Genomic DNA, 632 nt, shown 5'->3' with positions numbered 1-632 from the left:
CGAGTTGGCCAAGGCCGGCGCGGTCGACTTCGGCGACCTGATCTGGCTGCCGTGGCGCCTGGCGACCGAGATCCCCGAGGTCGGGCAGGAGCTCCGACTGCGCTGGCGGTACGTGCTCGTCGACGAGTTCCAGGACACCAATCCGCTGCAGTGGCAGATCCTGCTCGCCTGGCTGGCCGCCTACGATGCGGCGGAGGCGGCGAAGCCGCGCGTCTTCATCGTCGGCGATCCGAAGCAGTCGATCTACCGCTTCCGCCGCGCCGATCCGCGCGTCTTCGATGCCGCCGCCGCCTTCCTGCAGTCGGCCTACGGCGCACGTCGGCTGGCCAACGATGCCACCCGGCGCAACGCGCCGCGTCTGGTCGAGGTGGTGAACCGTGTCTTCGCCGACCTGCCGCTGTTTCCCCATTTCCGCCCGCATAGCAGCGTCGAGGCGAATCTGTCCGGCCGCGTGGAACTGCTGCCGCTTTGCGCGCAGGAGCGTGACGAAGGAGGCGCGCCGCCGCTGTCGCGGCTGCGCGATCCGCTCGCCGCGCCGCAGGCGGTGGCGGAGGACGGGCGCCGGCGCGAGGAGGCGGCGCTGCTCGCCTCGCGCATCGCGGAGATCGTTGGCCGCTGGCCGGTGATCGACA

The 632-nt window shown here is 71.7% G+C and carries 1 protein-coding gene; it reads left to right on the top strand.

Features of this window, described 5'->3' with window-relative positions; all coding sequences use genetic code 11:
* A partial coding sequence (locus L6Q96_23375; protein ID MCK6557489.1) for a UvrD-helicase domain-containing protein occupies positions 1–632 on the top strand: 632 nt, incomplete at both ends.

Source organism: Candidatus Binatia bacterium, from assembly GCA_023150935.1.
Lineage (GTDB): Bacteria > Desulfobacterota > Binatia > HRBIN30 > HRBIN30 > JAKLJW01.
This window is presented reverse-complemented; position numbering and strand designations above follow the sequence as displayed.